The organism is Pseudoalteromonas sp. NBT06-2, from assembly GCF_002276045.1.
Taxonomy (GTDB): domain Bacteria; phylum Pseudomonadota; class Gammaproteobacteria; order Enterobacterales; family Alteromonadaceae; genus Pseudoalteromonas.
The window spans coordinates 107,609-114,113 of sequence record NZ_NQMR01000003.1; the positions used below are offsets into that span (position 1 = coordinate 107,609).

Sequence of the window (6,505 nt, forward strand, 5' to 3'; positions counted from 1 at the left end):
TTGTATATTTAGAGCATTTAGATTGATCACATATTTATTGGAATTGGTATAAGCTAAAGGGTCTATTTAGGCCCTTTATATCCATTAAATATCTACATTAAAATCTTTAATCGTTATCTTATCGAGATTATTTATGAAGCAAAAAACACTGCAAATGCCAGATGCATCGATCATTTTAATGCTCGTTGCTTTGCTTGCATTTATAAGCAGCTACCTAGTAGTACCTGGCAAGTTTGATACACAGGCAAATGCTAAAACAGTATCTTTAAGTCAATATCAAACATCTTCAACTACTGAGCCTACACCGCTATTTGCCGAAAATGGTGAAATTGGATTAGCTAATTTTTTATTTGAAGGGCTTGTTTCAGGTGATAAATATGGCGCAACAATTGGTGTTATGGCCTTTATCCTGATCACTGGCGGTGCTTTTGGCATCATCATGCAGACAGGTGCTATTAATAACGGCATTTTAGCGCTGATCAATAAAACACAAAGTATTAACTGGCTATTTTTGCCGTTAATGTTTGTTTTATTCTCAATTGGCGGTGCTGTATTTGGCATGGGTGAAGAAGCCATTGCCTTTTGTATTGTGCTTTTACCTATAATGAAGCAGCTAGGTTATGATGCAAAAGTGACTGTTTTAGTGACTTATGTTGCAACCCAAATTGGTTTTGCCACCTCCTGGATGAATCCATTTAGTATTGCAATTGCCCAAGGCATTGCTGATGTACCTATATTTTCCGGTGCAGCATTAAGAGTGGTTGCTTGGTTTGTATTTACTATTATGGGATTAATTTTCACAATACAATATGCAAATAAAAGTAAAACCTCAACACAAGATCTGCAGTCAACGCAACCTCAAGTTAACTTATCTTTAGCAGATAAGTCTATTTTGGTCGCTTTTATAATGGGCATTGTATGGATCATTATTGGCGTAATGTCTTTTGGATATTATATTCCAGAGCTATCAGCGCAATTTTTTTGTATCGGTATCGTAACTGCCATAATAGCGAAGCTATTTGGAGTACTGAGTTTTAATGATTCAGCGGAATCGTTTAAACAAGGCGCGCAAGAGTTATTACCTGCTGCATTATTAGTTGCTATGGCCAAAGGTATTGTTTTAATACTCGGTGGCAGTGATTTAACAACCTCTTCTTTGCTCAATACAATGTTATTTAATTGCGCAACTATTATTTCTCAAGTACCAGATTATATTGCTGCTTGGGGTATGTTGGCATTTCAATCATTATTTAACTTTTTTGTGTCTTCCGGTTCAGGACAAGCCGCAATTACAATGCCTTTAATGGCTCCATTAGGTGATTTACTCAATGTATCCAGACAAACGGTTGTTTTATCGTTTCAACTAGGTGATGGCCTAACAAATATATTTATCCCTACTTCTGCTAGTTTAATTGGTTGTTTAAGTATCGTGAAATTGAATTGGACACAATGGGCTAAATTTATTTGGCGCTTTCAACTCGCCCTCTTTTTTATGGCTAGCTGTTTTATATTCATCGCGCATTTTATCAATTATCAATAAAGAAACTGATTATATTTGTTAAAGCAATTAATAATATTTTCTTTAATCATTTAACACATTATTAAATAGAGTAATTATGTTTACACTAATTAAAGGTGCACAAGTGTATGCACCTAAACATCTCGGAAAAGTAGATGTTTTATTCGCGGGTACTAAGGTACTTGCAATAGAGTCTAATATCACACTTGATTCGAATCTTCATTTCGACACAATAAATGCCCAAGGCATGATTTTAACCCCAGGCTTTGTAGATTCACTAGTACATATTACAGGCGGTGGTGGTGAAGCCGGATTTGCCAGTAGAACACCTGAAATGCAATTATCTGATGCGAGTACCAGTGGTATCACAACAGTTGTTGCAGCGCTTGGCACTGATTCAAGCAGTCGTAGCTTACATAACTTAATTGCGAAAGCCAAAGGCCTTAAAGAAGAAGGTTTAAATGTATTTTGCCATTCTGGTTCTTATCACCTGCCGGTAACAACACTGACCGACTCACTGACTAACGACATCATGTATATAGATGAATTTATTGGTGTTGGTGAAGTTGCTATTGCCGACCATCGCAGTAGTCAACCCACAATGCAACAATTAGCAGAAGTTGCTTCACAATCTCGTGTCGCAGGCATGTTAAGCGGTAAAGCAGGCACTGTAAGTATTCATATAGGACCAAGTAAAGAAGGCCTAGACCTGTTATTTGAGGTTGCAGATAAAACAGATATTCCAATTAAACAATTTTATCCGACACATATGAATCGCAATTCGGACCTAGTAATGCAAGGCATTAAATTTTGTAAACAAGGTGGCGTTATTGATTTTACGACCAGTACTACAGATCATGATCTTGCTCATGGTGAGCTGGCTGCCGCAGAAGCTTTAGCTTTTTGTTTAAGCCATGGTGTTAATGATACTCAGCTGACGATGAGTTCAGATGGGCATGCCAGCTTACCTATTTTTAATGAAGAAAATGAACTAATCGGTATGGATATCGGTAAGGAGTCGAGTTTACTAGATGCTTTTATTCAAGCAGTGCAAATTTTTAATGTTTCTATTGAACAAGCATTAATGAGCATTACCTCTAATCCGGCCAAAGTATTAGGGCTCAATAAAGGCACATTAAAAGCGGGCGGCGATGCCGACATAATATTAATTGATGAAAAGAGCTTTATCCCGCAAGAAGTTTGGAGCAATGGTAAGCACCTCGTTTCAAAACAACAAGCTATTAGTAAAGGTATGTTTGAACATATTTCTAGATAGAAAAGTGTTCAAACTAAATAAAAAAAGGCGATATTAATTTTATTAATATCGCCTTTAAATTAAGGTGTTTTATGAAATCTAAATTAATTCCCACATCAATTTTCATTTTTTTGTTTTTAATATTTAATTCGACCAAGATTAAAGCGAGTAACAAAGAGATATCACAAATTAATAAATCAGGCTCTGGCACACTTGTTATAGTAGGCGGTGCATTAGCTGATAGTAACTATGCTGTTTTTAACGCTATGTTAAATTCAGTTGGCGGTGTTAATAATGCTAAAGTTGCTATTATTCCGGCAGCAAGTAGCAAACCTAGTAGATACGGCACTTTATTTAAAAATAAAATGACTGAATTAGGTGTTGATAGCAAAGCGATTCACATATTGCCTATTGCGGTAACTGATGATGCATCAACTAAAGGTTTCGACGAATCGACTTGGATTAACAATGCCAATGATATTAAGTTTGCAAAGCAACTTTCTGATAAAAACCTAGTTTGGTTTACAGGCGGCGATCAAACACGAATAACACGCACCTTAGTCAATCAAGATGGTTCCGATTCATTAGTGTTAGAACAGTTACGTCGAATTTACAATCAAGGTGGCACTATCGGTGGCACAAGTGCTGGTGCGGCGATAATGAGCAATTCTATGGTAGCTTCAGGTGACAGCTTTAGTGCTTTAAAAATGGGCTTTACTGATCATTATAACTCTATGGATGAACAAGAAAATGGACCTGTATTGTTATCTAAAGGGCTAGGTTTTTTTGCTCATGGTGTGATAGATCAACATTTTGACCGTAAAGCGCGCTTAGGCAGACTCATTGCTGTTTTACATAAACAAAATGAAAAGTTAGGTTTTGGTATTGATGAAGACACAGCACTGGTTTTTAATGCAAGTAGCAATACCTTTACTGTTATTGGACCTGGTATGGTTACAGTTGTTGATATTTCAAACTCACAAATAAGGCGAGATACAACCAAAGGCCTCACTGCTAACAATATAGATATTAGCCTTTTATCCTCTGGTGATTCATTTAGTTTAAGTACAAAAAAGATCGCTGCACATAAAAGTAAAGTTTCCACTATCAATCATGAAATTTACTCTGTTCCCAACCCTATTGTCAGCGGCACTTTGAGTAGAAATAGCATGCTAAAACAGCTTCTGACTTATGACCTGATTGATAATAAAGCAGCTAAAAGCGCAAAAAGCTATTTATTTAATGATGGTAATACAGGGTTTGAATTAATATTTAAGCAAACACCAAAAACCAAAGGTTATTGGGCATATTTTGATGGTATGAAAGATTTTTATAGTGCATTTCATATTGATATGTCAATAAAACCAATATTGATTGAAATAAAAGACTTATAACTGCTGATTGTTAAAATATCTGCTGTTCTCTTATATCAGCAGATATTTTTTATTTTGTTTCAGCTTTTTAAAATTACTTATATTTAAAAAGATTGACCACATCTTGAAGTGAATGACTCTCTTGCGCTAAATCATTGGTCGTTTTTGCTGACTCATCCATAGTATTAGCTATATCATTTAGCTCGGAGCCTATTTCGGTAATGCTTTGTGTCATTAATTCTGCAACTGAATTTTGCTCTGATGCTGCCGCTGATATGGATGATGTCATATCATTCACATTTACAATATCGGCCTTAATTTCATCTAAGTGATTTTCTGTTTCTATTGCGAGGTTTTGTGACTGTGCTGTAATTTCAAGTCCATTCGACATTGCACTTACCGCCTCATCTGAACTAGATTTTATGACTGTTATTATTCCTTGTGTTTGTTCGACGGCCGTTTGTGTTCTTTTAGCTAAGTTTCTCACTTCATCAGCTACTACAGCAAAACCTCGACCTTGCTCCCCAGCTCTTGCAGCTTCAATGGCAGCATTGAGTGCTAATAGGTTTGTTTGATCTGCAATACTTTGAATATTAATTAAAATATCATTGATTTTAGCCATGTTGCCATCAAGTTGATTAATCGTATCATTACTAGAATTGACTTGTTTTCCAAGCTCACTCATATAGTTCATTAATGTGCCCATACTAGTATGGCCAGCTTCTATTCGTGTTTGGGTTTTATCTGTTATATCTGATACTTGTGCTATATTTTGTGAAACATCTAAAGACGTCGCTGCCATTTCTTCTGCACTGACAACCAATTGGTTGATCATATCTTTTCTTTGTATTAACAGCTGACTACATTGCCCACTTTGTTCAGCAACTTGATCGCTTTGTTGATCAATATTTTTAGAAATTACATCAATTTTAATAATTATGTCTTTCAAGTTTGAGATAAACTGATTAATAGACCCCGCGAGCTGCCCAGTTTCATCTTGTGACTTAACATTAATTTGTTTTGTTAAATCACCATTGCCATCTGCAATATCGCGCATAATTGAAATTACCTGATGAAGCGGTCTTACAACGCTATTTCCAAGTAAGTGCACCACAAATAGACAGATCCCTATTAATACTAAAGAAACAGTTATGATTTTATAAAGCATGCTATTTGAAATATCTGCCAATGTTTCATTTATCTCATCTGCTTTTTCAGTAATTATTTGAGTTGGCATAGAGATAACCATGTACCATTGTTTGTCAAGATTTTTTATTTTTGTTGGCGTAATTATATAGGTATTGTTTTCGTCATCAGACACTGTTTGTTTATTTTTCATGATAGCGTCATCTAATAAATCAGGAAGTAATGTGTTAATTGATGAAATTGATTTTCCACTAAAGTTACTATCTTCACTATATCCAATAACATTGCCATTTTGGCTTATTAGATATACCTCACCTTGAGATTGGTATAATTGTTCATCACTTTTCACAACCATATCGCTAACAAAGTTTGCTGAGAAGTCTAAACCAACAACTCCTAAAAATTTATTGTTAGATATGATTGGTGTGGCTATTGTGGTGAGAAGATATTCTTTTTTATCTAATTCGACAATTGTTGGATCTATAATACACGGATATCGGCGACTTTTCGGGCAGGTGTAATATTGATTTTTAGTATCATCAACAACAGAGCTAACACTATCCATTAAGTATTGACCGTTTTCTCTATACCAATAAGGTACCAAACGACCAGATACAATAGTTCCTACAACTGTTTTTGAATCATGATAAGTAAAATCAGCGTCTTTACCAAAAACATTTGGTTCAAATGGCATCATAATACCTAAATAACTCGGATACGTTTTTAGCATATTGAGTAGCTTTTGTGTGACGATCTCTCGCTTAGTTTCATCAGGAAAATGTTCAAGTGTATTACGGTTATAAGTAAAAGCGATATCACTTGATAAAGATTGAGATATTTTAATGGCATTTTCTATGACACTTTCAATCTCAACAATGCGTTTATTTGCCATTTGTTTGATAAGGTCAATGCCAACAGATTTTAATGATTTACTGGATAACTCTGTTGCTTGTGATTTGGCATTATTTAATGAAGTAACAGTGGAGATTGAGATTGCAACCACCATTAAAATACTGAGAATAAGTACAGAAATAAGAATTTTATTTTTAATTTTAGTATTAAAATTAAACATTTACAGCCTCTAATATAAAATATTTATCATGTTTTCTAAATTCTAATAAATGGTAAATTGATAGAATATATGAAAGATTTTTTGAACCATCACTTTATCGGCTAAAAGATTGAATAATAAAGGAGAAATACAATTAAATG

The 6,505-nt window shown here is 34.8% G+C and carries 4 protein-coding genes; 3 read left to right on the top strand and 1 reads right to left on the bottom strand.

What is annotated here, in order from left to right; genetic code table 11:
* Positions 1–133: 133 nt before the first annotated feature.
* From yfcC to CJF42_RS00990, 3 genes are all read left to right on the top strand, one after another.
* On the top strand, positions 134–1,540 hold the full coding sequence (yfcC, locus tag CJF42_RS00980) for a putative basic amino acid antiporter YfcC (protein ID WP_095364874.1): 1,407 nt from the start codon (positions 134–136) through the stop codon (positions 1,538–1,540).
* A 76-nt stretch (positions 1,541–1,616) separates the two neighbouring features.
* Entirely contained in the window at positions 1,617–2,795 is a 1,179-nt protein-coding gene (iadA, locus tag CJF42_RS00985) for a beta-aspartyl-peptidase (protein ID WP_095364875.1), read from the top strand.
* A gap of 71 nt (positions 2,796–2,866) precedes the next feature.
* Positions 2,867–4,168, top strand: coding sequence for a cyanophycinase (locus CJF42_RS00990; RefSeq protein ID WP_095364876.1), 1,302 nt, complete (start codon positions 2,867–2,869; stop codon positions 4,166–4,168).
* 73 nt (positions 4,169–4,241) lie between these two features.
* Here the strand turns inward: CJF42_RS00990 and CJF42_RS00995 are convergent, their stop codons facing one another.
* The gene (locus CJF42_RS00995; RefSeq protein ID WP_095364877.1) at positions 4,242–6,365 is read right to left on the bottom strand and encodes a methyl-accepting chemotaxis protein; all 2,124 of its coding nucleotides are present in this window, start codon (positions 6,363–6,365) and stop codon (positions 4,242–4,244) included.
* Between the last annotated feature and the right edge of the window lie 140 nt (positions 6,366–6,505).